Genomic DNA, 26,521 nt, shown 5'->3' with positions numbered 1-26,521 from the left:
TAAAAAACAGTTACAGACTTCTCCTACATCCTCTGCCTACTCGCCTGACTTCTTTTCTGATTGATCCCCCGCAAAGTCCCTCGCCTGATTTTTGCGCGAGGGAACGCACATGTTTGACCCGGTTTTTCGTTTCGCCATGCGCATGGAAATGCGCTGATGGATGCCGTCACCCGCATCGAGCAAGAGCTCGACAGCTTCCCCCGCACCCTCGATCTCTATCGCGAACAGCTCAGGCGCTGGCTCAGTCGCTCGGCAGACCGCGTCAGTCATGCGGCCGATCTGCCGTCGCTGATGGGGATGGAGCGGATCATCCGTTTCGGCGAGCACAGCACGGCGGTTGCGACTGACGACTACCGTTTCTCCTCTGCGATCGTGCAATGCCCGGAATCCGGGCCGATGGAGATCGAGAGCAAGTTCGAGTCGGCGTACGACATTCCGTTGGGCGACATCGTTGTCGATGTGGTGGCGGTGGAGGGCGGTGCAGTCGAGTCGGTCACCCTCGATGCTCAGGGCAGGGGACTGTTCACCGGTGAGGCGGGCAAGTTTTATCGGGTGGTGGTGCACGGCGAGGCCAGCGAGCAGCAGGTTGATGCGCTTTTCGAGTCCTACGATGGCCTGACCCGGCAGCTGGATGGCTGGCTGCGCAGCGAGTGGCAGGGTTTCAAGCCGCAGTGGTCGCAGTCGGTGGCCACTGCGGCCGGGAACGGCATGCTGGCCGGGAGCTGGGCGGCGATCGAGGGGGTGTGGGACAGCATCGGGTTGCTGTCGGAGATTCTCAAGGAACCCGGAAAGTTTGCCGAGCGGTTGGGCAGTGGCGCCGCACAGCTGATCGCGCTGGCAGAAACAGCGCCTGAAATGATGGAGAAGCTTCAGTTACTGGTCAGTGACGAGGCGGCGCTGTGTTTGTTGCTGCGTACTGCCAGCCTCTGGCTGGAAATGCTGCCTCCCAATGAGATTGCCGGGAAAACCGCCGAGGCGGTATCGATGGTGGTGGTTCAACTGCTGATCGATGTGTTGATCGGCGTTGTGCTGACCTTTGTCGGTGCCGGGGCGGGGATTGCGTATCTGACCTTGCGTCTGGCGGAGCGTGGCGCTCAGTTGCTGTCGGCAATGGCGCGCCTGGTGAAGGCGATGTTCGGCATCGTCAGCACCTTCATCGGCTACGTGAACCAGTACAAAACCGTCGTCGCACGAGGCATCGCCGCCGGGGTGAAAAAGGGCCGCATGCAACTGCGCTGGGATGCCCGGCGCAATGCTTCCCTGAAAAAAGACGAGCACCACGACGACACGCCGGATCAGGCGAAGAACCCCAATGGTGACAGCGCCGATTGTGCACCGCTGACCTGTACCAATGGGTGTCCGGTGTCGATGGTCACCGGTGAGGAATTGTTGACGCTGACTGACGGTGTGCTCGACGGGCTGCTGCCGTTTGAGTTCAGTCGGTTGTACCGCAATAGCGCGGCCGAGATTGATGTCGGGCTGGGGTTTGGCTGGAGTCATTCGCTGGCGCATCGGCTGGAGGTTGATGGCGCTGCGGTGGTCTGGGTTGACCATGAGAACCGGCGGACGCGGTTTCCGTTGCCGAGCGTTGAGCGGCCGGCGATTCACAACAGCTTGTCGCGGGCGGCGATCTTTCTCGGGGATGAGCCGGAGGAGTTGATCGTTGCGCTGGCGGGTGAGGCGGCGCGGTTTTATCACTTTCGGGCTGGGCGTCTGACGGCTGTTAGCGATGCGTATGGCAATCGTCTGACGGTGCATCGGGATCTTTCCGACCGGGTTCAGCGGCTGGATAACGGGACTGGCCGTTCGCTGCTGTTGCGCTATGAGCGGGCGCATCTGGTCGCGGTCGATTATCAGGTTTTTCGGGAGTCTGCCTGGCGCACCGAGCAGACGCTGGCCAGTTACCGCTTTGATGCTCGCCATCGATTGATCGAGGCGTCCAACGCGGTCGGCGAGACTGAGCGTTACGACTACGACGATCAGCACGTCATCCTGCAACGGCAGTTGAGCGGTGGTGCGAGTTTCTTTTGGGAGTGGGAACGTTCCGGCAAGGCGGCGCGCTGCGTGCGGCATTGGGCGTCGTTTTCGCAGATGGACACGCGCTACGTCTGGGATGACGCCGGCCGTGTCACCGTGCATTACGTCGATGGGACTGAAGAGACTTACGTCCACGACGACACGGCGCGATTGGTGCGTCAGGTCGCGGCGGACGGTGGCGAACAGCTCAAGGCTTACGATTCGGCGGGCCGGCTGGTTGCCGAGCAGGATGCGCTGGGGGCGGTTACCGAGTACCGCTATGACGACGCCGGTCGGCTGATCGCGCTGATTCCGCCGGACGATGCGCCGACGTCCTACGAGTACCGCAACGGTTTCCTGCACAGCCGTTCGCGTGGCGATGCGGTGTGGACGTACCGGCGCAATCCCCAGGGTGACATCACCGAAACGGTCGATCCCGACGGCCATGTCACCCATTACCACTACGACGCGCAGGGGCGGTTGCTGTCGATCCGTTATCCGGATTCGGGTCGGCACGTGTTCGTGTGGAACGACCTCGGACAACTGGTCGAGGAAAGTCTGCCGGACGGTGGGGTTCGGAAGTTTTCCTACGATGCTTTGGGGCGGCGGATTACTTCGCAGGATGAACACGGTGCGGTCACCCATCAGGCGTGGGACGCCGTTGGCCGGCTGATTCAGACGATGCTGCCTACCGGCGCCACCCGCGCCTGGTCTTACAGCGCCTACGGCCAGATCACCGCCGAACGCGATGAACTGGGGCGCATCACCCGTTACGAGTATGACGACGACTTGCACCTGGTCAGCCGGCGGATCAATCCCGACGGCACCCGGCTGCAATACCGCTACGACCATGCGCAGCTGCTGCTGACGGAAATCGAGAACGAGTCCGGCGAAAAGTATCGGCTGGACTACACCCCCACCGGACTGATCCGACAGGAAACCGGCTTCGATGGCCGGCGCACCGCGTACGCCTACGACCGCAACGGTCACCTGCTGGAAAAGACCGAGTTCGGCGATGACGGCTCGACGCTGGTCACCGGCTATCAACGTGATGCTGCTGGGCGTCTGCTGCTCAAAACCCTGCCCGACGGGGTCGAGGTCAGCTACCGCTATGACCGCCTCGGTCGTTTGATCGGCGTCGATGACGGCCAGGATCACCCACTGGCCTTTGAATACGACCTGCAGGACCGGCTGGTGCGCGAGCATCAGGGCTGGGGCACCTTGCGTTACACCTACGATGCCTGCGGCCAGCTCACTCGCATGCGTCTGCCGGACAACAGCAAGCTCGACTACCACTACGCCAAAGGTGGTGCGCTGACCGCGATCGACCTCAACGGCGCCTTGCTCACCCGCCACGTCTACCAGCACGGCCGCGAACAGCAGCGCCAGCAAGGCCTGCTGCTCAGCGAATACGCCTACGACGAACAGGGCCGGTTAAGCGCCCACGCGGTAGGCCATCAGCGCAGCGGACTGTACCGCCGCGACTTTGCCTACAGCGCCAACGGCAACCTCGAACACATCGCCGACACCCGCCACGGCCAACGCAGCTACACGTACGACGCCCTCGACCGGCTGATCCGCGTGCGCCACACCCGCGACGATGTACCGGAAAACTTCGCCCACGACCCGGCCGGCAACCTGCTGATGCAGGACCGTCCGGGCCCGACACAGATCAAAGGCAACCGCCTGTTGATGCAGGGCGACCGCCACTACGACTACGACGCCTTCGGCAACCTGATCCGCGAGCGCCGCGGCCGCGCACAAACCCTCGTCACCGAATACCGCTACGACAGCCAGCACCGCCTGATCGGCCTCACCCGTCCCGACGGCACCAGCGCCACCTACCAATACGACGCCTTCGGCCGCCGCATCCGCAAAACCGTCGACGGCCAGACCACCGAGTTCTTCTGGCAAGGCGACTACCTGATCGCCGAAAGCAGCAAGGAACAGCACCGCAGCTTCATCTACGAACCCGGCACCTTCCGCCCACTGGCCATGCTCGACGGCAAAGGCCCGAAACGCGCCTGCCCGTTCTACTACCAACTCGACCACCTCGGCACTCCGCAGGAACTGACTGACTACAGCGGCGACATCGTCTGGTCAGCCAAATACAGCGCCTACGGCAAGGTCACCTCGCTGGAGCTCGCGACCGAGGACTACCTGAACCAGCCGCTGCGGTTTCAGGGGCAGTACTTCGATGACGAAAGCGGGCTGCATTACAACCGGCACCGGTATTACGACCCGGACGTGGGACGGTACCTGACGCCGGATCCGGTGAAGCTGGCGGGTGGGCTGAACCAGTACCGGTACGTGCCGAATCCGACGGGGTGGGTGGATCCGTTGGGGTTGAGTTGTACTTGTCCGCCGCCGACCCCGCGCCGTTCGATGCGATACGAAGCAGGTCGCGTGGTCGTCGAAGAGGGGGCGCCTCCTCTGCCAAAGATGACAGCACAGGAGCGGCGGGCGAGGATTGATGAGGTAGCTGAGGAAAACGCCAAGCGACGGGTAACTGAATATGAAGACCGTTATGGTATGCACACCGTCAAAAAACATAGCTCTGAAATTCCTGATAGGGCGGTTAAGCAGCGAGCCATCGACGGTACTGATCCTCACACTGGCATCACCCCAACACCGCCCAGAGGAAATCCAAGCTCACAGTTTCATAACTGGCGAATGCATTTGGGTGCATTAAATAAGGCGATGACTAGGGATAAAAATGGCTTAATCAGGCATACGGGAAAGGATCAGAATGATAATCCGATAGTTAGGTTTGAGTTGCCTGGAGCGGGGCGGGGATATAAACCAAATAGGAACGATCCGCAAAATCCGATACTGAATGAGAACATGGACTGGTTTGAAGTTAAGTTTGATGAGATAAACACGCAAGAGCCATTTACAGGCTTCCCGTCGGAGAAAAAATGATGCTGAAAGATCCCTATTTGAATGAGCGCTTCGAACCAAGATTTACTTGGTTTATTGGCGTTTTTGATGTTTATGACCGAGAGGAGACTCGAGGCTTAGAGCTCGGTGTATATAATCCGAATGCTCCTGAGGATAGAGAGATCCTCATCAGGAAGTATTGTCTGAACCTGCCATACCTTTCGTATAGGCATAAGCTGGTTTTGCTTGAGGCCTTAGAAGTAGCGTTAGATGATTCAAATTATGATTTTAGTAGTCTCTTTGAAATTGATGAGTGGGAGACGTCTAGTTGGCCTAGGGAGGAGTGGTATTCATTAAATAGTTCGCGTTGTTTTTTTAGAGAGGTATACCGTTTGGCTAGAGATGTCTGGAGGGAAGACCTTGAACGCGCAGCGAGTGAAGATAGAACCATGTGGTGAGTGCGACTATTAAAATTAAAGTAAACATTGGATGTTGTTGATTTTGTTTGCTGGGTTAGGTCAAGGTAAGTAGTTAGTCGCGTCAATCTACCCAGCCCTGCTTTCACGGGGTACGTGGTCTGGGGCTCAGCGTTGCCCCATTATTTGCGGAGAGTGAAGGTTGGGAGCCGTAAGGCTATCAATCAAATGCACGCTATACCCCGGAACATTCTTCGCATGATGCTTCGCCTGCGAAGCCATCTCCGCCAACTGGCTCGCATCCAGTTGCGCACACGCTTCAGGATGCAAATGCACCACGCCAATGGACAATGACAGCAACGGAAACTCCTGACGAATCCCCTGACGATTCGGTGCAACAAAACAACCAGCTTCAAGGTGCTCAGGGCGATAGAAGCGTCGGCATTGGCTCTGGAAGTCATCAAGCAATTGGTTCAGCCGTTTGCGCCAATCCTCCGGGCCGAGCACCAACAGAAAATCGTCCCCTCCAATATGCCCGACAAAGTCGCGGGACGGGTCGACGCGTTCGTTGAGGCATTGCGCCAGACACAGCAACACCTCATCCCCACGCCCATATCCATAGATATCGTTAAAGGGTTTGAAGCTGTCGATGTCGACATAACAAATGACCGACTCGCGCCCCTGTTGCAATAGTCGGGTGAGGCATTGCTGAATCGGCACATTCCCCGGCAGCAAGGTCAGCGGATTGGCATAGCGGGCCTGCTGGATTTTCAGTTCGGTAATCAGCTTGAGCACGTCAATCACCCGGCCCAGGCCCAGATAGCTGCCGTTGAGGGTGATGATGAAATCTTCTTCGATGCGTTGCCGGGCGCGACTGGTGATCAGGCGGCTGACCTGTTGCAGCGACTGGCTCATTTCCACGGCGAGGAAGTCGTCGTTCATCAGGCGGCTGATCGGTTTGCGGGCGAACAGGTCAGTGGCGAACGGTTTGAGCAGCGCATCGGACAACGAGTGACGATGGACGATGCCGCATGGCTGACCCTGTTCGTCGAGCACCGCCAGTGAGTTCAGGTTGGCCTGACGGCGGAAGGCTTCCAGAACGGTGGCGGTCGGTGTGTCGCGATTCACGGCCGGTTGGTCGTTGAGCAGGGCGCTGAGGTCGCTGCCTTCATCGTTCAATGCAACGGCGCTGCTGTCGTGCTTGGGCATCAAGGCGCGGGCATCGCGCGGCGGGTGTTCCTGAGGGCGGCCGAGCAGATAGCCCTGCACTAGATCCACACCCATCTCGGTCAGTACCGCCAACTCTTCCGGCAATTCGATGCCTTCGGCAATCACCTGAGCTCGGGAGGCCTTGGCGATTTGCAGGATCGATCCGACGAACTCGCGCTTCAACGCGTCCTGATGGATGCCGTCGATGAAGTGCCGGTCAATCTTCACGTAATCCGGTCGCAGTTCCGACCACAGGCGAAGGCTCGAATAACCCGCGCCCAGATCGTCGAGGGCAATCGAAAAACCCATAGCCCGATAGTGATGCAGTGCTGTTTGCAGCAACTGAAAGTCGTCGATCGGCGTCTGTTCGGTGAGTTCGATCACCACCTGGCTCGGCGGAATACCAAAATCCTGAAGCAACTGCAGTGTGCGCCCCGGCTGGTGCGCGGCTTCGAGCAAGGATTCCGGAGAGACGTTGAGAAACAGCTTGCCCGGCAATTGTTGTTCATTGAAACGGCGGCAGGCGCTTTGGCGGCAGGCGATTTCCAGTTCGCTCAAACGCCCGGCCTGGCGGGCCACGGCGAACAGGGCGATGGGGGAGTGCAGCGGGCTGTTGGACGGGCCGCGGGTCAGGGCTTCGTAGCCGAGAATGCGCCGTTCGGAGAGGCAAATGATCGGCTGGAACAGGCTGTATAATCCGCTTTGAGTCAGGATCGAGCTCAAGGCACTCAGCTGTTCGGTCGTGGTCATGGCAATCTCTGGCGATAAAAAAAGGACTGGGAGCGTTCTCGATGAAGAGAACAGCTCCCAGTCCTTTATTGCACGACAGAATGATGACTGTTTGATGACGATCCGGGGATCGTCAGCATTAAATTGCCATCACCTTACTTCTTTGCGACCTGGTTGCTCAGCTTCAGGTAATCCAGCAGTACGCGCCCGGTCTCGCTCAGGTAGGCATCGTCTTCCGGTTTGACCTTGTCCGGCTCGGCAGCTGCCAGGGCGTCTTCGTCTTCTTTCTTCAGCTCCTTGAGCGGTTCTTCTCCTTTGGCCTTGCGACGGATGTTCTCCATCGCCAGTTGCTTGGCGTCGATGTCGGCGTGCTGGGCACGACGTTCGGCTTCATTGAGGCTGACGGTTTTTTCTTCCAGCAGCTTCTGCGCCAGGGCCAGCTTGTCACGAATGAACACAAACTCCGCGTCCTTGGCGGAACGGCTGTCATGCTCGGATTTCAGCTGGGCCAGGTACGGCTTGAACGGATCGCTCGCCGGTTTGATCGCCGCGCGGATGGTGTCCCACGGCATGGCTTCCGGCAGGGCGCTTTCGCCGATTTCCTTGGTGTCGATGATCGACGGGTAATCGATGTCCGGCAGTACGCCCTGATGCTGGGTGCTCTGACCGGAAACCCGGTAGAACTTGGCCAGGGTCAGTTTCAGTTCGCCATGGTTCAGCGGCTGGATGGTCTGCACGGTGCCTTTGCCGAAGGTCTGGCCACCGATGATCAGCGCGCGATGGTAGTCCTGCATGGCGCCGGCGAAGATCTCCGAAGCCGAGGCGGACAGGCGGTTGACCAGCAGCGCCATCGGGCCTTTGTAGAACGCGCCCGGGTTTTCATCTTCAAGCACATCGACCCGGCCATCGGCGTTACGCACGAGCACGGTAGGGCCCTTGTCGATGAACAGGCTGGTCAGCTCGGTGGCTTCCTGCAGGGAACCGCCGCCGTTGTTGCGCAGGTCGATGACCACGCCGTCGACTTTCTCTTTCTGCAGTTCGGTCAGCAGCTTCTTGACGTCGCGCGTGGTGCTCTTGTAGTCAGGATCGCCGGCACGGAAGGCCTTGAAGTCGAGGTAGAACGCCGGAATCTCGATTACGCCGAGCTTGTAGTCGCGGCCGTCTTGTTTCAGGTTCAGCACGGACTTCTTCACGGCCTGGTCTTCGAGCTTCACCGCTTCACGGGTGATCGGCACGATCTTGCTGGTCTGATCGTTCGGCGCATTGCTGGCCGGGATGACTTCCAGACGCACGACGGTGCCTTTCGGACCACGGATCAGTTTGACCACTTCGTCCAGGCGCCAGCCGACCACGTCGACCATCTCTTTGTTGCCCTGGGCAACGCCGATGATCTTATCGGCCGGAGCAACCTGCTTGGTCTTGTCGGCCGGGCCTGCCGGCACCAGACGCACGACTTTCACCTGGTCGTTGTCGCTCTGCAACACGGCGCCGATGCCCTCGAGGGACAGGCTCATGTTGATGTCGAAGTTCTCCGCATTATCCGGCGACAGATAGTTGGTGTGCGGATCGTAAGACATGGCGAAGGTGTTGATGTACGCCTGGAAGATGTCTTCGGCGCGGGTCTGGTCCAGACGCGCCAGTTGATTCTTGTAGCGCTTGGTCAGGGTTTCCTGGATCTGCTTCGGCTCTTTGCCGGCGATCTTCTGCCGCAGCACTTCGTCCTTGACGCGTTTGCGCCACAGGTCATCGAGTTCGGCGGTGGACTTGAGCCACGGAGCGTCCTTGCGATCGATCAGCAAGGTTTCCTTGGTGGTGAAGTCCATCTTGTCGACGCCTTTGTTCAGCTCGGCAAGGGCGAAGTCCAGACGCGCTTTCACGCGGTCCAGGTAGCGCTTGTAGATGGTGAACCCGGCGTTGAGGTCGCCGCTCTTGAGGAAGTCGTCGAACTGGGTCTTCCACTTGTCGAATTCGGCGATGTCGCTGGCCATGAAGTAGCTGCGCGACGGGTCGAGCAGCTTGATGTAGCTGTCGTAGATGATCACCGAGCGCGCATCGTCGAGCGGCGGCTTGCTGTAGTGGTGACGCTTGAGCAACTCGACGACGTTCAGACTGGCGATCACTTCGTCGCGATCAGGCTGCAACTTGTCCCAGCTGTTGGCTGCGAATGTGGTGCCCGACACCGGCAACAGACCGATACCGATGAAAAGAGCGAGGGCGGTGCTGGGGAGCAGATGCTTCATGCTGATTCGACGCGGGGACAATTGATAACGCATATTAGGCCGTCTTTGAAGTCGCCGGTACCTCTACGCTCTGTACGATAACTGCTGTTCAGCGTTCGTTCAGACCCCAGGGCCGGTCGCATAATGCAAAAAGCCCGGCGCTACAGCTTCGGGCTCAGTCCAGACTCACTATGGAGGCACTGTGAAGGCATTGCAAGGCGTTGAAGGTCAAGTGGCATGGGTTGATGAACCAAGTCCTACATGTGATGTAGGACAAGTTCGCATCCGGGTGGCGGCAGCGGGCCTCAATCGCGCGGATTTATTACAGAAAGCCGGACTTTATCCACCCCCTCCGGGTGCCAGCCAGGTGCTGGGTCTTGAGTGTTCCGGGGTGATCAGCGAGGTCGGCGCAGGTTCGTCCTGGCAGGTCGGTGACCGGGTCTGCGCCTTGCTGGCCGGGGGCGGGATGGCGCAAGAGGTGGTCGTCGACGGACGGCATGTGCTGCCGGTTCCGGAAGGTGTATCGCTGATCGAAGCTGCGGCGTTGCCCGAGGTGTACGCGACCGTCTGGCTGAATGTGTTTCAACTTGCGGCGCTCAAACCGGGTGAGAAAGTTCTTTTGCATGCCGGGGCCAGTGGCATCGGTTCAGCCGCCATTCAACTGTGCAAGGCTTTCGGCAATCCCTGCTGGGTCAGCGTTGGCTCGGCTGAGCGGCTGGCCTACTGCGAATCGCTGGGTGCCCAGGGCGGGGTGGTTCGCACCGACGATCTGGATAGCCTGCGGGATTTCGGGCCGTTCGATGTGATTCTGGATCCGGTGGGCGGCAACTATTCGGCGTTGAACCTCAAGCTGATGGCTCAGGACGGCCGTTGGGTGCTGATCGGCCTGATGGGCGGCCGCGAGGCGAAACTGGATCTGGCCCAGGTGTTGGCCAAGCGCGTGCAACTGCTGGGCTCGACCCTGCGCAGCCGTGACGATCAGTTCAAGGCCGATCTGTTCAGCGATCTGAGCCAGCACGTGTGGCCGCTGTTTTCCGAAGGTCGGCTAAAGCCGCAACTGGCCAAGGCATTCCCGATCAAGGATGCCGAGGCAGCGTTCGCCGAACTGGCGAGCAACACGGTGGCGGGGAAGCTGGTGCTGGTGATCGACGAAAGCCTGAGCTGATCATCGATGCTTGTGGGAGCAGGCTCGCTCCCACAAGACCATCGCTTATTTCCAGAGGTGGATCGGCCAGCCGGACTTCTCGGCCTCTGCAAGCAGCACCGGATCCGGATTGACCACATGCGGGAAATCCACTTTCAGCAGCAGCGGCAGATCATTGCGTGAGTCGGAATAGAAACTCGCGCCCTCAAGGTTTTCCTCTTCGGCATCCAGCCATTCCAGCAAGCGGGTGATCTTGCCTTCGCGGTAGGTCAGGGTGCCCACGGTGTGGCCGCTGTACACGCCATGCGCCACTTCCAGTTCGATGCCCAGCACCTCGTCGATGCCCAGCCGTTCGGCAATCGGTTTGACCAGGTGCGTGCCCGAGGCCGAGATCACCAGAATCCGGTCGCCGGCCTTGCGGTGGGCGGCGATGGTCTTGGTGGCGTCGCTGAAGATGATCGGTTCGATGAAGTCTTCAACCCATGGGCCGACCAGATGCTCGACTTCTTCCGGGGTGCGGCCGATCAGCGGCTCGAGGCTGAAGTCCATGTAATCTTCCATGCGCAACTTGCCATGGCTGTAGGCGTCCATCAGCTCGTTGTTCCTGCGCATGAACGACTCGGGATCGACCCAGCCCAGGCGCCCCATCTGCTCGCTCCAGAGAGTGGCACAGTCGCCGTGGATCAGGGTTTCGTCCAGATCAAAAATTGCCAGGGCCATCAGTTCAGTTCCCTCTTGGGTGTCAGCAAAGTCATCAGGCTACCTCACACAGGGCGGTGGGATCGATGGAAAGTGACAGGCGCTGGCCGTCTGGATGCAGATCCGCCGCCGAACGGTTGAGCACATCCACCACCAGTTCCACGCCCCGGGCTTCGACGCGATAGCGGATCACGTTGCCCAGCAGGCTGTGGCTGCGGATTTGCGCGTCGGGTTCGCCGTTGAGGCTCAGCTCGATGGCCTCCGGGCGAATCGCGATGCGGTGGTTGATCGGCCGCTGCAACAGCTTCGAGGCACTCTCGGCATCCAGCAGGTTGTAGTTGCCGATGAAGCCGGCGGCGAACACGTCGACCGGCGCGGTGTAGAGGGTTTCGGCGTCGCCGCTTTGTACGATCTTTCCCTGATTCATCAGGAAAATCCGGTCAGACATGGTCAGGGCTTCTTCCTGGTCGTGTGTGACGAAGATCGTGGTCAGGCCGAGTTCGCGCTGGATCTGACGGATCTGTTCGCGCAGGTGTTTGCGAATCCGCGCGTCGAGGGCCGACAGCGGTTCATCCAGCAGCAACAGGCGCGGACGGGTGACCAGCGAGCGGGCAAGGGCGACACGCTGACATTGACCGCCGGAGAGCTGATGCGGATAGCGGCTGGCGAAGTCGTTGAGTTCAACCAGTTTCAACACTTCGGCAACCCGCTTGTGGCTGTCGTCGGCATTGACCTTTTGCATGCGCAGGCCGAAGGCGACGTTTTGCTCGACTGTCATGTTGGGGAATAGCGCATAGCTCTGGAACACCATGCCGATCCCGCGTTTCTGCGGGGTGAGCGGCACGATGTCGACGCCATCAAGCAGAATCTTGCCGCCATCCACTGGCGTCAGCCCGGCGATGCAACGCAGCAAGGTGGATTTGCCGCAACCGGACGGGCCGAGCAGGGTGACGAATTCACCCTTCTGGATTTCGCAGTTGATGTCGCTGAACACCGTGGTGCCCGCGTAGTTTTTTTGCAGGTGTTGGACGCTGACATAGCTCATTCGCTTTTGTCCTTGTTCAAGATGTTGGCGACCCAGGTCAGGACCAGCACGAAAAAGAAGTAGGAGATCACCAGCGCACTGGTGAAGTGGCCGCTGCTGTTGCGCATGTTGTTCAGATAAACCTGCAGGGTTTCGTAGCGAGTGCCGACCAGGATGTTGGCGAACACGAATTCACCGAACAGGAAAGAGAACGACAGCAGCAACGCGACCATCAGGCCTTTGCGCAGGTTTGGCAGCACCACCAGGAAGGCCGCCTGAAAAGTGCTGGCGCCGAGCAGTTGGGCGGCGTCCATCAGGTCGCGCAGGTTGATCGCTTGCAGGTTGTTGGTGATTGCCCGGTACATGAACGGCAGCGCCACAGTGAAGTAGCAACCGATCAGGATCCACGGTGTGCCGACCATCGCGAACGGCCCGGAACCGTAGAGCTGCAACAGGCCCACCGACGACACCACCGGCGGCACCGCGAAGGGCAGCAGGATCAGGATGTTCATCAGCGCATCGAGTTTCGGGAAGTGGTAATGCACCACGAACAGCAGCGGCAGGATCAGCACCACCGACAGAATCAGCGCCCCGACGCACACCAGCAGCGACTGGCCGAAGGCGTGCAGGAAGCGCGGATCGCTCCACAACTGGATGTACCACTTGAAGGTGAAACCGCTGGGCAGGATGGTGGCCGACCAACTGCTGGCGATCGAGTAGACCAGCGTGCCCACCAGCGGCAGCAGCAGGATGGCGAACAGCAGATAGACCACGACGCGGTGGTAGACGCCGGCCGGGCCGGATTCAGCGCGAGACATGGTAGCTCCTCTTCAACAGCAGTTGATGCACGACGGTCACCAGGGTCATCAGCGCCACCAGCACCACGGCCAGGGCGCTGGCCAGGTTCGGGTCGAGGGAAATGTCGCCAGAGACCATCGCCGCAATCCGGATCGGCAATACGTTGAAGTTGCCGGTGGTCAGCGCGTAGACCGTGGCGTAAGCGCCGAGGGCGTTGGCGAGCAGGATCACGAAGGTGCCGAGCAGGGCCGGGGTCAGAACCGGCAGGCCAATGTGGCGCCAGAACTGCCAGCCGTCAGCGCCGAGTAGCGCGGCGGATTCGCGCCAGTCTTCACGCAGGGCGTCGAACGCCGGGTACAGCAGCAACACGCCGAGCGGAATCTGGAAGTAGGTGTAGAGGATGATCAACCCGGTTTTCGAGTACAGGTTGAAGTCCTCGATGATCCCGGCCTGCTTCAACATGATGGTGATGCTGCCGTTGAAGCCGAGCAGGATGATGAACGCAAACGCCAGCGGCACGCCGGCGAAGTTGCTGGTCATGTTGGCGAAGGCGTTGACGAAGTTGCGCAGTTTCGAATCGACCCGGCGCAGGGAGTACGCACCCAGCACCGCGATGATGATGCCAAACACACTCGACCAGAAACTGATTTCGAGGCTGTACTGGATCGCCTGCAGATAGAACTTCGAACTGAAGATCTTGCTGAAGTTGGCGAAGCCCCAACCGAACTCTTCCGATTGCAGGCTGTTGATCATCACCCAGATCAGCGGGGCGATTTCGAACACGATAAAGAACAGTGCGAAAGGCACCAGGCACAGGGCCGCCAGCCATTTGCCGCGAGTCATTGAGTTCACTTGAGCAACTCCCTGCACACAGGTTTGTCGTGGGGCACGCCGAGCAGTTCGCAGACGGTGCCGCAGATGTCGGTCTGCTTCGGTGCAGCGTCACTGTTCAGGCTGAAGGCATCACCGAGTACGAACAGCGGCACCTGACGTTCTTCCGGCAGCAGGCCGTTGTGCGAGCGGTCGTTGTTCATGCCGTGGTCGGCGGTCACCAGCACCTGGCAGCCGGCGTCGAGCCAGCCTTGCAGGTAGTCGGCGAGGATGATGTCGGCGCTGCGCGCGCTGTTGCGATATTGCGGGGTGTCGAGGCCGTGCTTGTGCCCTGCGTCGTCAATGTTCATCGGGTGGATCAGCAGAAAATCCGGGGCATGACGCAGGCGCAGGTTTTCGGCGTCGGCGAACAGGTGCGAGTCCGGGTAGTGATCGTTCCAGTAGAAGTGGCCGTGCTGGATCGGTAGCGTCGGGTCATCGGTATGCCGATCCCGTGCTGCCACGAACGGCGAGCGGTTGTAGAGCTCGCTGACCCAGTGGTACGCCGCAGCGGCGGTTTTCAGACCGGCATCGCGGGCGTAGTGATAGATGCTGCGCTGGCTGGACAGGCGCGAGACGTTGTTGTGGACGATGCCGCTGTCGATCGGCGGCACGCCCGTGAGGATGCATTCGTAAAGCGGTCGGGACAGGGCCGGCAGCTCGCACTCCAACTGATAGAGCGCGGCGCGTCCTGCGCCAACGTAAGCCTGCAGATGCCCCATGGCGTGACGCGCAACCTCGTAGTTGAGGCCGTCGAGCACGACAAGGATGACGGTGTGCTTCATAGGGGCAAAAACTCCGCGAAACAATAAATTTCAGATTCAACCCGGATCCCCCTGTGGGAGCGGGCTTGCTCGCGAAAGCGGTGGATCAGTCGAAAAATGATTGACTGACACTCCGCATTCGCGAGCAAGCCCGCTCCCACATTTGGATCTTCAACAGATCATAAAAGGGTGATCAGCCGCTTTATTTCATCTCGACGATGACTTCTTCGTTCCACCTCTGCGGCAGGGCCTTGGAGGTTTTTTCCCACGCATCGGCGTCCTTGATCGGCGTGACCTTCTTGTACTGCTCGTTTGGCAGCAGCTTGGCTTTCACGTCTTCCGGCAGTTGCAGATGCTCGGCGCGGATCGGGCGGGCGTTGCCGCGGGCGAGGTTGGTCTGGCCGGCGTCGCTGAAGATGTATTCGCGGGTCAGCTTGGCGGCGTTCGGGTTCTTCGCGTATTTGTTGATGATGGTGGTGTAGCCGGAAATCACCGAGCCGTCGGACGGGATCAGCACCACGTAGTCATCCGGGTTGGCCATCTTGGCTTTGTAGCTCAGGCCGTTGAAGTCCCATACCACGCCGACTTCGATCTCGCCTTTTTCCATGGTGGCGATGGTCGGGTTGGCCATCGACAGGCGACCCTGCTTGGCGATGTCTGCGAACAGCAGCAGGGCAGGCTGGATATTTTTCTCGTCTCCGCCGTTGGCCAGCGCAGCAGCGAGTACGCCGTTGGCAGCCTGTGCAGCGGTGCTCACGTCACCGATGGAAACCTTGTATTTGCCGCCTTTGAGGTCAGCCCATTTGGTCGGTACTTCGGAGCCGTGCAGCAGCTTCTTGTTGACGATGAAGGCGATGGTGCCGGTGTAGGCCAGTGCCCAGTTGCCATCCTTGTCCTTGGCCCAGTCTGGCACTTGATCCCAGGTGGTCGGCTTGTACGGTTGCACCACGCCTTGCTTGACCGCGATCGGGCCGAAGGCCGCGCCGACGTCGCCGATGTCGGCGGTGGCATTGTCTTTCTCTGCGGCGAACTTGGCGATTTCCTGGGCCGAGCTCATGTCGGTGTCGATGTGTTTCAGGCCGTATTTCTTGGCCAGGTCTTCCCAGGTGCCTTTCCAGTTGGCCCAGTCATCGGGCATGCCGACGCTGTTGACGGCGCCTTCCGCTTTCGCAGCGGCTTCGAGGGTTTTCAGATCATCAGCCGCCATGGCGGCGGTGCACATGGCAATGGTCGAGCCTAACAGTGTTGCCAGGAAAAGCTGTTTCATTCCGAAGCTCCTTGGTCGCGTTCAACGCTGCGATTGCGGTTTGTGTTGGTCTAGGTCAGCAATACCTGAGCCAATGTAGGGGGGCTGGATGACACTTTGATGTCGGCGGATACCAGGGCCGCGTTTTATTTCCCCGGTATCGACGGCTGCCCGCTAAGCGTAGACCACCCGTAAAGTCCCGGTGGGCAAGGGACTTGGCCGATGTATTGCAAGTTGTCAGGGCGACCGTTCGGTAGTTTTGTCATCTCTCGGTCATCTGCACTGCCTAGGCTTGCAACACGACCAAACGGCGCAATAGCTGTGCGGTTTTGCCCCGAAACAGTGCTGGTCTAGTCCAGATAGGTAACGTTGATGCGCGATGAGGCAACAAAAGCGGTGACAGCGATTGGCCAGATACTTCAGGAGCAGCTCGACCATGGGTTGCTGGCGGCGGGGAGCAAGTTGCCGGCCGAGCGCAAGCTCAGTGAGCTGTTCGGTACGACGCGGATTACGGTACGGGAAGCCTTGTTGCAGCTGGAGGCGCAAGGGCAGATTTATCGCGAGGAGCGGCGGGGCTGGTTCGTGTCGCCGCCGCGTCTGGCTTACAACCTGATGCAGCGTAGTCATTTTCACGCGATGGTCAGTGCGCAGGGGCGGGTGCCGTCGACCGAGGTGATTTCGGCGCGCTTGCAGCCGGCGTCAGCGGCGGTGTGTGCGTGGTTGCAGTTGCCGGCGTTGTCGAGCGTGATTCAGATTTGCCGGTCGCGGCGGATCGATGGGCGGCTGGTGTTGTATGTGGAGCATTATCTGAATCCGCAGTTTTTTCCGGGGATTCTGGAGTTTGATTTGAATCAGTCGATTACCGAGCTGTATGCGCGGCATTACGATTTGCATTATGGGCGGGTGCGGTTCGAGATTGTTCCGACGTCGTTGTCGGTGGAGGCGGCGGCGGGGTTACGGGTTTCGGTGGGGAGTCCGGGGTTGAGGATTGCTCGGGTTAATTATGATCAGTTTGGGCGGTTGATTGATTGTGATCTGGAGTTTTGGCGGCATGATGCGATTCACGTAGGTGTGGATGTAGTTTGATTTTTTTGGGTGAATATCCGTTTCTTCGGGTGTTGCGGCTTATGGTTCCGCCCTTACGGCGGGTCACTTTTGGCAAACGCCCCAAAAGTAACCAAAAGGTCTGGGCCCCGGCGTTCGGCACCTCGCTTTGGCTCGGCGTCCCTTCGCTCCGGGATTCATCCGGGGGCATCGCCTACGGTTTGCTTCGCTGCACCTCCTCTCGATGCATGCGGCTGCGCCGCACGGTCGCTGCGCTCCCACCCCCGGATAAATCCCTCCACTCAGCCTTCCGATGGGGCCGGCACGTCAAAAGCGGTACTCGAGCTAACGCTCATCGTGTTGAGTGGTGGGAGTTGGCTTGCCAGCGAAGAGGACTTTGACGGTGGCCCTATTCTTGAGTTTGGCCACCACCGCCTGCGGTGATCACTTGCACATTCATTCTCGGCGTCGCTAGGTCCAGTCCGGCTTCATCCAGGTGTCGTTTGAGCGACAGGTTGAACGCCCGTGAAACTTCCCACTGTTTGATCGGTGCGGTTTTGAATCTTGCGCGCAATATCGCGTTGCCGGATTCGAAGCTTTCCACGCCTTGAAATTCCAGTGGTGACCAGATGTTGCGTCGTTGCAGAGGGTCGGTGCGCATTTTCTGGCCGACGTCGCGCATCAGTTTGATGGCTTCGTCGATGCTCATGTTGAACGGCACGGCCACTCGGAAGATGGCGTAGCCGAATTCGCGGGAGTAGTTTTTGATGCTTTTGATTTCGCTGAACGGGATGGTGTGGACGATGCCGTCGATGTCCCGCAGGCGGACGGTGCGGATGGTCAGGCCTTCGACGGTGCCGAGATGGCCGCCGACGTCGACGTAGTCGTCGATGGCAAGGGAGTCTTCGATGATGATGAACAGGCCGGTGATCAGGTCTGCTACGAGTGACTGGGCGCCGAAGCCGATGGCCAGGCCGATTACGCCGGCACCGGCCAGCAGGGGCGTGACGTTCATGCCCATGTTTGCGAGGGCGACGATCAGGGCGATGATGAAGATCGCCACGAACAGTACGTTGCGGATCAGCGGCATCATGGTTTGCGCGCGGGCGTTGGCCAGGCCTTTGCGGGAGCGGGTGAGGGCGTGGTGGACGGCGGTGTCGCTGAGGATCCAGATCAGCCAGGCGAAGATCAGCGTGCCGATCAGGCTGAACAGTTTGACGCTGACGTCGTGGCCTTCGCCTTCGGTGAAGCCGATCAGTGACATGCCCCAGACCCGCAGGCCGAGTTCGATGAAGGCCAGCCACACCAGCAAATGGGCGAGGGTGTAGAAGAAGCTTTTCAGGCGTTCGGAATACAGCGCATGACGTTTCGGCCCGCGTTGCGGTTTGAGGGCGTGGCGGCGGACGAGGCCGTTGATGACCATGCACAACACCAGCAGCACGGTGCAGATCAGCGACTGGCGCAGGGCGGTGCTGGTGTCGCCGGCGGAGACGAAGGTGGCGAACAGGGAGATGCCCACCAGCACCAGCGCCGGGATGTACCAGAAGGTGCCGAGGATTTCGATGGTGTCGCTGAGGGCGCGGCGGGTCAGGCGGCGGGACAGTGGCTGGTTGCGGATCAGGTGGGCGATCGGCCGGCGGAAGCGCAGGATGAACAGGCCGGTCGACAGCGCCGCGAGGACATTGGCAACCGTGGCGGCGGTGTGGGCCAGGTGTACGCCGAGGGCGGCCACCAGTTTTGGATCGCTCAGAGCTTCACCGAAGGCGGCGAAGCTGCCGATCAGCCACAACGGGCGGAAGGCCTGGTGACGCAGGATGTACAGCGCGCGGTGGCGGTGCGGGCCGTCGAGTACGGAGAAGGCGATCACGCAGATCGCCGAGAAACAGGTGCCGACCACCAGCGCGTAAGCCAGCACCATCGCCAGGCTTTTGCCCAGTGACGAGGGTAGTGCGTAGCTCATGTAGACCGTGATCACCAACGCGATCAGCCAGGGGCCGAGCTTGCGCAGGGCGAAGCGCAGCATGTCGAGGGCCCGGGGATTTTGCGGCAGTTCTTCGGTCAGGCCGAAGCGCATGCGTACCCGGTGGCCGAGCCAGATCAGCGCGGCGGCGAGCAGGCTCCAGACCGCGAGGATCACGGCGAAGGCAAAGATGATCGGCAGCCATTCGCTGGCCGGCAGCATCAGGCCTTTCAATTCATCCTGGGCCATGTCGAATTCGGCGGACCAGCGATTGAGCGGGCTGTCGGCGCCGGTGAACTGTTTTTCGAAAGTGGCGAGGGTGCCGCCGATCAGTCCCAGCACACCTTCTTCCGGGCTGGCCTGGGCTTTTTTCGTGGCGTCGCGGAGTTTTTTCAGGTCGCTCAGCAACTGGGCGCGTTGCTTGTCGTTTTCCAGCGACTTGATGACTTCGTCCAGCGACTGGCCAAGCGGTTCCTGAGCTTCGGGCTGAGCCTTGCCGGAGCCCGTGAGCAGTCCCGGCAGACCGGCGGCGTCGGCAGGTGCCGGCGACATCAGGGTCATCAGGCAGATGAGGAGCAGGCAGGGCAGGGCAAAAAGACGAGCGAACACTAGGCGGTCAACCTCGCAAGGGGCGGATCGGGCGAGTGTACGAGCCCGCCAGATTCAATGCGAGCCGGGCGCGGATTTATTCGTTGAGTTTGGCAAGGATCTTGTAGACCACGGTGGCCAGGATCATCAGCATGCCGATCCACATGGCGAACACACCGGCGTTCTTGTCACGGAAGTTGAAACCGATGGCCAGCAGAATCATTCCGCCGAGGATGGGAATGAGCATGGAGTGGAACGCAGACATCGAGATCATGGCGACAGCCTTGTCGAAGGGAATGATTTAAGTCTAGGTGGGTTTTCGATGGACGGTGCTGATGTGTATCAGAAATGAGCCGGTTCTACAGGCCGGAGGATCGCAGCTCCACGCTGCGATCCCGGCTGTTTCCTACGGCAATTCGCGGCTGGCGTAGAACGCGCTCAGCACTTTGACCAGGTGCGCCAGGTCGTGGCTGCCGCACAGTTCGCGGATCGAGTGCATGGCGAAGGTCGGCAGGCCGATGTCGACCGTGCGCACGCCCAGGTGGCTGGCGGTGATCGGGCCGATGGTCGAGCCGCAGCCCATGTCGCTGCGTACCACGAAGCTTTGCACCGGCACTTCTTCGGCCATGCACAGATGGCGGAAGAAGCCGGCGGTTTCGCTGTTGGTGGCGTAGCGCTGGTTGCTGTTGACCTTGATCACCGGGCCGGCGTTGAGTTTCGGGCCGTGGTTGGCGTCGTGCTTCTCGGCATAGTTCGGGTGCACGCCGTGGGCGTTGTCGGCCGAGACCAGCAGGGATTTCTGGATGGTGCGTACGAATTCGTCGCCTTCCGGCAGCAGACGGCGCAGGGTCTGTTCCAGCATCGGGCCGTCGGCGCCACACGCCGAGCAGGAGCCGACTTCTTCGTGGTCGTTGCACACCAGCACGCAGGTTTCTTCGGTGTCGGCGGTCAGCAGGGCTTGCAGGCCGGCGTAGCACGACAGCAGGTTGTCGAGACGCGCGCCGGCGATGAAATCACCGTGCAGGCCGATGACCGCAGCGCTCTGGGTGTCGTAGAAGCTCAGCTCGTAATCCAGCACCACGTCGGCATTGAGGCCGTGTTCGCGAGCCAGTTGATCGGTCAGTACCGCGCGGAAGTCCACGCGCTCGTCACCGGCGAACTGCGCGAGAATCGGCGGCAGTTCGGTCTGGGCATTGATCGGCCAGCCCTGATTGGCTTCACGGTTGAGGTGAATGGCCAGGTTGGGAATGATCGCGATCGGGGCCTTGAAGTCGATCAGTTGGCTTTCGACCTTGCCGTCGCGGCGGAAGGTGACGCGCCCGGCCAGCGACAGGTCGCGGTCGAACCACGGTGCCAGCAGCGCGCCGCCGTAGACTTCGACGCCGAGCTGCCAGAAACCCTGGCGTTGCAGTTCAGGTTGTGGCTTGACCCGCAGGCACGGGCTGTCGGTGTGGGCGCCAACCAGACGGATGCCGTCGTGCAGCGGCGAGTTGCGGCCCATCTTGATCGCGACAATCGAGGAATCGTTACGGGTGACGTAGTAACGACCATTGGCTTCGGTGTGCCAGGTTTCGCGCTCGTCGAGTCGCACATAACCGGCGGCCTCCAGGCGTTGAACAAGGCTGGCGGTGGCGTGGAACGGGGTAGGGGAGGCCTTGAGGAAGTCGATCAGGCCTTGGTTCAACTCTTCTCGCATAAGAAGCTCCAGACAGCAATGGGCGGGAGTTTAACGCATCGGCCTGATGCTTGGGACATTGTGGCGCGTCAGAAAGGCGCCGGACATTCGAAGCGCAAACGCTCACCGGATTGAGGGTGCGTGAAGCTGAGCATGCTCGCGTGCAGGCACAAACGAGGCCAGGCGGCGAGGGCTTGTTCATGAGCGTAGAGGCCGTCACCGAGCAACGGATGACCGATCGACAGCATGTGCACGCGCAACTGGTGCGACCGGCCGGTGATCGGCGTGAGCTCGACGCGGCACCAATCGCCACAACGCTCCAGCACGCGCCAGAAGGTCAGCGCGTGTTTGCCGAGTTCGTGATCGACCACGTGGCGCGGTTTGGTCGGTGGGTCGTAGCGCAAGGGCAGGTCGATGCTGCCGCTGTCCAGTTCCGGCTGACCCCAGCAGAGCGCAGTGTAGGCTTTCTCTGTTTCACGGTCGTGAAACTGGCGTGACAGTTCGCGATGGGTGTCGGCGTCACGGGCCAGCAGAATGATCCCCGACGTTTCCCAGTCCAGGCGATGGACGATACGCGCTTCCGGGTAGCCGTTTTCCTGCAGGCGGGTGATCAGGCAGTCCTTGTTGTCGTCGGCCCGGCCGGGCACGGAGAGCAACAGGGTGGGTTTGTTCACCACCAGAACGGCGGCGTCCTGATGAATGATTTGGACGTTGGACAACGGCATTAAAACAGCCTCGTAACAAATGCCAACGGCGGCTCAGGGCCCCTCCGGTGTCGGAAGGGCCCTGAGCCGCCGTCGTTCCTGCCGGATCGACTCAGCGGTCTGGCAGGGTGATGTTGAGTTCCAGAATCGAGCAGCTGCCCTGGCTCTCCAGTGCCACGTGTACGTCGTCGTTACCGATGTTGACATACTTGCGGATCACTTCCACCAGTTCCTTCTGCAAGGATGGCAGGTAGTCAGGGGTGCTGCGCTGGCCGCGTTCATGCGCCACGATGATCTGTAGACGCTCTTTCGCGACCGAGGCGGTACTTGGCTTTTTGTTGGCACGAAAGAAGTCAAAAAGGTTCATTACCTACCTCCAAACAGACGCTCGAAGAATCCCTTCTTCTCGACATTCAGGAACCGGTGTTCTTTTTCCTTGCCCAGCAGGCGATCAACGGTATCGCTGTAGGCCTGGCCGGCGTCGCTTTGATCATCGAGGATCACAGGTACGCCCTGGTTGGAGGCCTTGAGTACGGCCTGGGATTCCGGGATGACGCCCAGCAGGCGTACGGCGAGGATTTCCTTGACGTCTTCGACGCCGAGCATTTCGCCTTTCTCTACGCGCTCCGGGTGGTAGCGGGTGATCAGCAGGTGTTCCTGGATCGGCTCTTCGCCGCGTTCGGCGCGACGGGACTTGCTGGCCAGCAGGCCGAGCATGCGGTCCGAGTCACGTACCGAGGACACTTCCGGGTTGGTCACGACGATCGCTTCGTCAGCGAAGTACATGGCCAGGTGGGCGCCTTTTTCGATACCCGCCGGGGAGTCGCAGACGACGAACTCGAATTGTTCCTTGAGCTCCATCAGGACTTTTTCCACGCCTTCGACGGTCAGTGCGTCTTTGTCGCGGGTCTGGCTGGCGGCCAGTACATAGAGGTTTTCCAGGCGCTTGTCTTTGATCAGGGCCTGTTGCAGGTTGGCTTCGCCGTTCACGACGTTGACGAAGTCATACACCACGCGGCGCTCGCAACCCATGATCAGGTCAAGGTTACGCAAGCCCACGTCGAAGTCGACGATCACTGTTTTGTGGCCGCGCAGAGCGAGGCCGGTACCGATAGCGGCGCTGGTGGTGGTCTTACCCACACCACCCTTGCCGGATGTAACCACGAGAATCTTGGCCAAGGTGTTTCACCCCTAAGGAAGAAGGACTGTTCAGCCCCTGAAAAACATCTCTAGAAAACTACTGCAGTCGGACAGCCTTGGCTGGAATTCGGCTTTTGGCCTTTTTCCTACTTCGTTTGAGCCGTTTTCGCTACGTTTTAGAGATGCTTGGAAAATGCGGCAGTATCCGTTAAAGCCGAATGATGTTCAACACGTCGCCCGACAGGCTGACCTGTACGCCCGAACCCCACATCGGATCGCGACGCAGGTCCTCGGAAACCTTGTAATGGCCTGCTATGGAGATCAGTTCAGCGCTCAATTGCTGACAGAAAATCCGCGCCTTGGTGTCGCCCTTGACCCCGGCCAGCGCACGACCGCGCATCGGGCCGTATACATGGATGTTGCCATCGGCGAGAAGTTCCGCCCCCGGGCTGACCGAGGAAACCACCACCAGATCGCCACCTTGCGCATATATCTGTTGGCCACCACGTACTGGCGTTGTGATGACGCGGGTCGGTTTTACGGCCGGCTCCGGCGGTTTTTCCGGTTTCTTCGGGGCGACGGGTTCGGCGCTTTCCAGAGGTCGCTCGCGGGCGCCGGATGGCGGCAGCACCGGGATGTCGATGGCGATGGCGGCGGCGATGTCTTCGATGCGGCTGGCACGGATCGCCAGGGTGCGCAGGCCGTGCTGGCGGCACACGCGCATCAGGCCCGGCAGGTCGACGGCGCCTTCGCTTGGCGGCAGTTTGTCCAGCGCCAGAACCAGCGGCGCGTTGCTGAAGAAATTCGGTGCCTGGGCGACTTTGGCGGCCAATTGCCGATCGAGGCTGTCCAGGTCGTTGCGGGACAGCTCCAGCACTGTAATGGCGAGCATGCTGCCCTTCAGCTGGAACACGGGATCTTGGTCTTTCGGTTCGGTTTGGCTCATGTCGGCATACAACGGCTTGTCACTAAAAGTGCCGAGACTTATAACGAGAACGCCCGCAGGCCGCAAGCCGGGTCGAACGATGTAGAATGCGCGGCCACTGTATTTACGGAAGCTTTAATGGATCGCCCGCGTTTTCGAAAAGCATTTCTTGCCCCACGCTTCTGGCCGCTCTGGTGCGGCCTCGGGCTGTTGTGGCTGATCGTGCAGCTGCCCTATCCGGCCTTGCTGGCCATCGGTCGTTTTCTTGGTGCCTTGATGTATCGCTTCGCCGGCGACCGGCGGCGCATTGCCAAGCGCAATCTGGAACTGTGTTTCCCGGAAAAATCCGCCGCCGAACGCAAACGCCTGCTCAAGGAAAACTTTGCCTCCACCGGTATCGCCTTCTTTGAAATGGCGATGAGCTGGTGGTGGTCGCGTCAGCGCCTGGCGAAACTGGCCCACGTCGAAGGCCTGGAGCACCTGCAAAAGGCCCAGCGCGAAGGCAAGGGCGTGATTCTGATGGCGGTGCATTTCACCACCCTGGAAATCGGCGCGGCGCTGCTCGGCCAGCAGCACACCATCGACGGCATGTACCGCGAACACAAGAACCCGCTGTTCGACTTCGTCCAGCGTCAGGGCCGCGAGCGGCACAACCTCGATTCCCTGGCGGTGGAACGTGACGACGTGCGCGGCATGCTCAAATTGCTGCGCGCAGGCCGGGCGATCTGGTACGCGCCGGATCAGGACTATGGCGCCAAGCAAAGCATCTTCGTGCCGCTGTTCGGCATTCAGGCCGCGACCGTCACCGCCACCAGCAAGTTCGCCCGTCTGGGCAAGGCACTGGTGGTGCCGTTCACCCAGGAGCGTCTAGCCGACGGCAGCGGTTATCGTCTGGTGATTCATCCGCCGCTGGAAGGTTTCCCGGGTGAGACCGAAGAAGAAGATTGCATCCGCATCAATCAGTGGGTCGAAGGCGTGTTGCGGGAGTGCCCCGAGCAATACCTGTGGGCACACCGGCGCTTCAAGAGCCGGCCACCGGGCGAGCCGAAGCTGTACGCCAAACGCGGTTGATTTGACCCATCCCCATAAGCACCACGGAGCGTTGCGATGAGCCCAGCTGAACCGGTCACAGGTTTGATTCTTTCCGGCGGCGGGGCTCGGGCGGCGTATCAGGTGGGGGTGCTGGCGGCGATTGCCGAATTGCTGCCATTGGGGGCGGACAATCCGTTTCCGGTGATTGTCGGCACCTCGGCCGGGGCGATCAACGCGGTCAGCCTGGCCAGCGGTGCTACGGATTTTCGCGCGGCCATCGAACGCCTGACGCTGTTCTGGCAAGGCTTTCGCAGCCATCGCGTGTTGCGCAGCGACTGGCCGGGGGTGATCCGCCAGGCCAGCCGTTTCGTCAGTCACAGCCTGTTGGGCATGGGCCGGCAAATGCCGGTGGCGCTGCTCAACAGTTCGCCGCTGCGTCATCTTCTCAACGAAAAACTGCACATGCCCGGCATCGCCGAGTCTATCGCGCGCAAGCAGTTGCATGCGGTGGCAGTGACGGCGTTTGGTTACGAGTCGGGGCAAGCCGTGACTTTCTATCAGGGCGGCGGCACCATCGATTCCTGGCTGCGTCATCGGCGCATCGGTGTGCCGACGCAGTTGTCGGTGGAGCACTTGCTGGCCAGTTCGGCGATCCCGCTGTTGTTCGCGCCGGTGAAGATCGGCGATGAATATTTCGGTGATGGCGCGGTGCGGCAGTCGGCACCGATCAGCCCGGCACTGCACCTGGGCGCGAGTCGGGTGCTGGTGGTGGGCGTCAGCGGCAACCCGCGTGGTTTCGATCCGGCGCAACCGCTGGAACGCACCTACACCGGGCAGCAGCCGACGCTGGCGCAGATCGGCGGGCACATGCTCAACAGTACGTTCATTGATAGCCTGGAAAGCGATATCGAGTTGCTTCAGCGTCTGAACCAGTTCAGTCATCTGATGCCCGAAGGCACGCCGACCCGTGCGCTGGGGGTGGCGCCGGTGGAAGTGCTGGTGATCTCGCCGAGTCAGCCGATCGATGAAATCGCGGCGCGGCATCGCCAGGAACTGCCGGCGGCGTTGCGGTTGTTTCTGCGTGGGCCGGGAGCGACCAAGACGAGCGGGGCAGGGGTATTGAGTTACTTGCTGTTCGAGGCGGGGTATTGCAGCGAATTGATCGACCTCGGGCGGCGCGATGCCCTGGCCAAGCGCGATGAACTGTGCCGGTTTTTGGGGATTAACGAGGCGGTGGCTCCCGCTTGAGATTTGGGGTGCCGCCATTCGCGAGCAAGCCCGCTCCCACATTGGTTTTGTGAACGACACAAACCGAATGTGGGAGATTCTATGTTGCAGGGGAACCCTGCAACCTTAAATTGGGTTGGTATTCGCTCTGATTTTTCATAAGGGCGAATGCCACCCGGCAAAGCTTACGGGCGAGGATGACCAAAGCCTGG

The 26,521-nt window shown here is 60.4% G+C and carries 21 protein-coding genes and 1 pseudogene; 6 read left to right on the top strand and 16 right to left on the bottom strand.

What is annotated here, in order from left to right:
- Positions 1 to 156 precede the first annotated feature (156 nt).
- Both K5E37_RS14180 and K5E37_RS14175 read left to right on the top strand, forming a co-directional pair.
- On the top strand, positions 157 to 4,938 hold the full coding sequence (locus K5E37_RS14180; protein WP_221534163.1) for an RHS repeat-associated core domain-containing protein: 4,782 nt from the start codon (positions 157 to 159) through the stop codon (positions 4,936 to 4,938).
- Complete coding sequence (locus K5E37_RS14175; protein ID WP_221534161.1) at positions 4,935 to 5,354, top strand: hypothetical protein; 420 nt, start codon at positions 4,935 to 4,937, stop codon at positions 5,352 to 5,354. The genes K5E37_RS14180 and K5E37_RS14175 overlap by 4 nt, the downstream gene beginning before the upstream one ends.
- A 126-nt stretch (positions 5,355 to 5,480) precedes the next feature.
- Here the strand turns inward: K5E37_RS14175 and K5E37_RS14170 are convergent, their stop codons facing one another.
- On the bottom strand, positions 5,481 to 7,271 hold the full coding sequence (locus K5E37_RS14170; protein ID WP_221534159.1) for a bifunctional diguanylate cyclase/phosphodiesterase: 1,791 nt from the start codon (positions 7,269 to 7,271) through the stop codon (positions 5,481 to 5,483).
- 134 nt (positions 7,272 to 7,405) lie between these two features.
- Complete coding sequence (locus tag K5E37_RS14165) at positions 7,406 to 9,490, bottom strand: carboxy terminal-processing peptidase (RefSeq protein ID WP_221534157.1); 2,085 nt, start codon at positions 9,488 to 9,490, stop codon at positions 7,406 to 7,408.
- Positions 9,491 to 9,671: 181 nt separating this feature from the next.
- Between K5E37_RS14165 and K5E37_RS14160 the strand changes: the two genes are divergently transcribed.
- A complete protein-coding gene (locus tag K5E37_RS14160) occupies positions 9,672 to 10,634 on the top strand; it encodes a zinc-binding dehydrogenase (RefSeq protein ID WP_221534155.1) in 963 nt (320 codons plus the stop codon).
- A gap of 45 nt (positions 10,635 to 10,679) precedes the next feature.
- On the opposite strand, the gene K5E37_RS14155 is transcribed toward K5E37_RS14160, so the two are convergent.
- The 6 genes from K5E37_RS14155 to K5E37_RS14130 all read right to left on the bottom strand — a co-directional run bounded on the left by K5E37_RS14155 (position 10,680) and on the right by K5E37_RS14130 (position 16,035).
- Positions 10,680 to 11,333, bottom strand: coding sequence for an HAD family phosphatase (locus K5E37_RS14155; RefSeq protein WP_221534153.1), 654 nt, complete (start codon positions 11,331 to 11,333; stop codon positions 10,680 to 10,682).
- 34 nt (positions 11,334 to 11,367) lie between these two features.
- Positions 11,368 to 12,357, bottom strand: a complete 990-nt coding sequence (locus K5E37_RS14150; protein ID WP_007960200.1) for an ABC transporter ATP-binding protein — start codon at positions 12,355 to 12,357, stop codon at positions 11,368 to 11,370.
- Positions 12,354 to 13,154 (bottom strand): ABC transporter permease, encoded by an 801-nt coding sequence (locus K5E37_RS14145; RefSeq protein ID WP_096822924.1) that lies wholly within the window; start codon positions 13,152 to 13,154, stop codon positions 12,354 to 12,356. Before K5E37_RS14145 ends, K5E37_RS14150 begins: the two co-directional genes overlap by 4 nt.
- Positions 13,141 to 13,977 (bottom strand): ABC transporter permease subunit, encoded by an 837-nt coding sequence (locus K5E37_RS14140; RefSeq protein ID WP_162130491.1) that lies wholly within the window; start codon positions 13,975 to 13,977, stop codon positions 13,141 to 13,143. The genes K5E37_RS14145 and K5E37_RS14140 overlap by 14 nt, the downstream gene beginning before the upstream one ends.
- A gap of 5 nt (positions 13,978 to 13,982) precedes the next feature.
- Positions 13,983 to 14,789 carry an alkaline phosphatase family protein gene (locus K5E37_RS14135; protein WP_221534151.1) on the bottom strand — a complete coding sequence of 269 codons (807 nt, stop codon included), beginning with the start codon at positions 14,787 to 14,789 and terminating at the stop codon, positions 13,983 to 13,985.
- A 181-nt stretch (positions 14,790 to 14,970) separates the two neighbouring features.
- Positions 14,971 to 16,035, bottom strand: a complete 1,065-nt coding sequence (locus K5E37_RS14130) for an ABC transporter substrate-binding protein (RefSeq protein ID WP_221534149.1) — start codon at positions 16,033 to 16,035, stop codon at positions 14,971 to 14,973.
- A 351-nt stretch (positions 16,036 to 16,386) separates the two neighbouring features.
- Here K5E37_RS14130 and K5E37_RS14125 point away from each other — a divergent pair, with 351 nt between their 5' ends.
- Positions 16,387 to 17,100, top strand: a complete 714-nt coding sequence (locus K5E37_RS14125; protein ID WP_007960207.1) for a UTRA domain-containing protein — start codon at positions 16,387 to 16,389, stop codon at positions 17,098 to 17,100.
- Positions 17,101 to 17,467: 367 nt separating this feature from the next.
- Here K5E37_RS14125 and K5E37_RS14120 read toward each other — a convergent pair whose 3' ends face one another.
- The 7 genes from K5E37_RS14120 to minC form a co-directional block, all read right to left on the bottom strand.
- Positions 17,468 to 19,627, bottom strand: coding sequence for a mechanosensitive ion channel family protein (locus K5E37_RS14120; protein WP_221534147.1), 2,160 nt, complete (start codon positions 19,625 to 19,627; stop codon positions 17,468 to 17,470).
- Positions 19,628 to 19,703: 76 nt separating this feature from the next.
- On the bottom strand, positions 19,704 to 19,880 hold the full coding sequence (locus K5E37_RS14115) for a hypothetical protein (protein ID WP_165369545.1): 177 nt from the start codon (positions 19,878 to 19,880) through the stop codon (positions 19,704 to 19,706).
- A 132-nt stretch (positions 19,881 to 20,012) separates the two neighbouring features.
- Positions 20,013 to 21,302, bottom strand: a complete 1,290-nt coding sequence (locus tag K5E37_RS14110; protein ID WP_085608813.1) for a M18 family aminopeptidase — start codon at positions 21,300 to 21,302, stop codon at positions 20,013 to 20,015.
- Positions 21,303 to 21,370: 68 nt separating this feature from the next.
- On the bottom strand, positions 21,371 to 22,006 hold the full coding sequence (locus K5E37_RS14105; RefSeq protein ID WP_007960072.1) for an RluA family pseudouridine synthase: 636 nt from the start codon (positions 22,004 to 22,006) through the stop codon (positions 21,371 to 21,373).
- 91 nt (positions 22,007 to 22,097) lie between these two features.
- Positions 22,098 to 22,352, bottom strand: coding sequence for a cell division topological specificity factor MinE (gene minE / locus K5E37_RS14100; protein ID WP_007960071.1), 255 nt, complete (start codon positions 22,350 to 22,352; stop codon positions 22,098 to 22,100).
- Positions 22,352 to 23,164, bottom strand: coding sequence for a septum site-determining protein MinD (minD, locus tag K5E37_RS14095; RefSeq protein WP_007960065.1), 813 nt, complete (start codon positions 23,162 to 23,164; stop codon positions 22,352 to 22,354). The genes minE and minD overlap by 1 nt, the downstream gene beginning before the upstream one ends.
- A 169-nt stretch (positions 23,165 to 23,333) precedes the next feature.
- On the bottom strand, positions 23,334 to 24,071 hold the full coding sequence (minC, locus tag K5E37_RS14090; protein WP_007960063.1) for a septum site-determining protein MinC: 738 nt from the start codon (positions 24,069 to 24,071) through the stop codon (positions 23,334 to 23,336).
- A gap of 117 nt (positions 24,072 to 24,188) precedes the next feature.
- On the opposite strand from minC, the gene K5E37_RS14085 reads away from it, so the two are divergent.
- Both K5E37_RS14085 and K5E37_RS14080 read left to right on the top strand, forming a co-directional pair.
- Positions 24,189 to 25,121 carry a lipid A biosynthesis lauroyl acyltransferase gene (locus K5E37_RS14085; protein ID WP_007960061.1) on the top strand — a complete coding sequence of 311 codons (933 nt, stop codon included), beginning with the start codon at positions 24,189 to 24,191 and terminating at the stop codon, positions 25,119 to 25,121.
- Between the two features lie 36 nt (positions 25,122 to 25,157).
- Positions 25,158 to 26,330: a patatin-like phospholipase family protein gene (locus K5E37_RS14080; RefSeq protein ID WP_085608812.1), complete on the top strand. Its 1,173-nt coding sequence runs from the start codon at positions 25,158 to 25,160 to the stop codon at positions 26,328 to 26,330.
- 79 nt (positions 26,331 to 26,409) lie between these two features.
- Here the strand turns inward: K5E37_RS14080 and K5E37_RS29430 are convergent.
- A pseudogene (locus K5E37_RS29430) lies at positions 26,410 to 26,521 on the bottom strand (IS110 family transposase); the annotation flags it as partial.

This window comes from Pseudomonas sp. RIT778 (genome assembly GCF_019718735.1).
GTDB lineage: Bacteria > Pseudomonadota > Gammaproteobacteria > Pseudomonadales > Pseudomonadaceae > Aquipseudomonas > Aquipseudomonas aphyarum.
The sequence above is the reverse complement of the archived record's forward strand: the minus strand, read 5'-3'. Positions and strand labels throughout refer to the sequence as shown.